Below are 1894 nucleotides of genomic sequence, written 5' to 3'. Positions count from 1 at the left end.
CATATTTATCTAAATTACCAACATATACCTGTGAATATCTACGTCTCAATTCCAAATAGACAATATTTTCCAAGATATGCCCAATGTCTTCTTTGTGGTCTGGTAATAAGAGATGTCGTAAACCTAAATCAACGGGATAATATTTTTCTAAGCGTTGTAATAATGCTCTACCTTTTACATCAAAACGTGGAACGGAATAAAAAAGTAAACTATCTGTCAAAGTTGTCAAATAATTTTCCAAAGTATTATGGGATATTGAAACATTTTGGCTGACTAGGGTATTGCGAATTTTATTTGTTGATATTAAGCTACCTGTACTACTGAGAAGGGTTCGGACAATGCGCTCAATAATCGTAGGATTTGGATTTCCCAATCTAGTGACAATATCATTTAACAGTATTGAGTTATATATTCCTCTGAGATAGTCAATTTTTTCAGCGTAAGATGATGTTTGCAATAAGTAAGGGAAAGCACTAAAGAGATAATTGTTAAAAATTTCTGTTGTATTCAGATTCTCTGAGAGAGATTGACCTGATAGGTATTCTTCAAATGACAAAGGAAGAACCTCTATCTCAACATACCGACCAGTCAAGTTTGTTGCTAATTGGCTACTCATAAAGTAGGCGTTAGATCCAGTCAAATAGAGGTCAATATTTGGCAAGATGAATAGACTATCTGCTACCAGTTCAAATTTCTCAACATGTTGAATTTCATCTAAAAAGATATAGTATGTTTTCTCCTCAACTAACCGCTCTTTTATATAAGCGAATAATGTTTGAAAATGTCGCAGTTCATAATAACTCAGATCTTCAAAATTGATGGATATAATCTGATCCTCGTCTACCCCAGTTGCTAGTAACTCTTCTTTATATAGTTGAAAGAGAACAGATTTACCAGCTCGTCTAACTCCACTCACAACTTTGATGATTTGTCGGTCACGATGTCTTCTTAAAAAATCTAAATAATGTGGTCTTTTAATATAGTTCATAATAGATACCTCAAAGATAGTATAATACAAATAGTAATTATTTTCAAATATTTAGAAATAATATTTAATTTGTTCAATTAATTTCAATTTATTAGAAATAATATCTAGGGCTATTTAAATATCTTCAGGATAGAAAACGAAATTGTACTGGCACGAAGAAACTGTACATTTGTTGCTAAACTGTACATCATCTATATGATACAGTAATTCATATTTCTCAATTACATAAGTTCCGAAAACTAAAAAAGTGATAACCCTTTGATAACCTCTCGATTTTTAAAAGGGTTATATATGTAAAGATTGAGGATTTATCTCTTAAAATTACTTGATTTTAGTGATAATTTACCATAAATATCATGATGTAGAAAAGACAAAGTTTTATATATTGAAATTGGGAGAAGATTGTCCGATATACACCTTCATTATGAAGACGTTCCTGTTTACGAATATGTAACTGTTGATAGAGCAGCTAAACCATCTTATAAGGTAACCAAAATGAAGTTTGCTAAGATTTGGGATGAGAATGGTAAGGCCGTAAATGACCGTTCAACCATTATTTTTAATAATGACATCAGAATTAGTAATATTCCTGAAAAAGCCTATGAATATGTTGTAAATGAGCGCTCTGCTATTGGATGGATTATAGATCAGTATCAAGTTAAAACTGATAAAAAATCTGGAATCACTGATGATCCAAATGATTATAGTGATGATGAAAAGTATATTTTCAATTTGCTATTGAGAATTATTAATATATCTATCCAAACGATTGATTTAATAAATAGTTTATCTAAATTCGAAGTTGATGNATAGTTTTTAATAAGGAGATAAATACATTGTCTAATGTGTATTTGTCTTCTTTTATTTAAATTAAATTTTCAATAAATTGATTAATTTATTTTATGG

1 protein-coding gene and 1 pseudogene are annotated in these 1894 nt (G+C 29.8%); one reads left to right on the top strand and one right to left on the bottom strand.

Annotation, left to right across the window (positions count from 1 at the left end; all coding sequences use genetic code 11):
* The coding region (locus D8787_RS11135; protein WP_142999774.1) for an ATP-binding protein at nucleotides 1–988 on the bottom strand (988 nt) is incomplete at its 3' end.
* 378 nt (nucleotides 989–1366) lie between these two features.
* Here D8787_RS11135 and D8787_RS11130 point away from each other — a divergent pair.
* Nucleotides 1367–1801 (top strand): annotated as a pseudogene (locus tag D8787_RS11130) (type ISP restriction/modification enzyme); the annotation flags it as partial.
* Nucleotides 1802–1894: the final 93 nt, after the last annotated feature.

The organism is Streptococcus mitis (assembly GCF_003944325.1).
Taxonomy (GTDB): Bacteria; Bacillota; Bacilli; order Lactobacillales; family Streptococcaceae; genus Streptococcus; species Streptococcus mitis_CW.
This window is presented reverse-complemented; position numbering and strand designations above follow the sequence as displayed.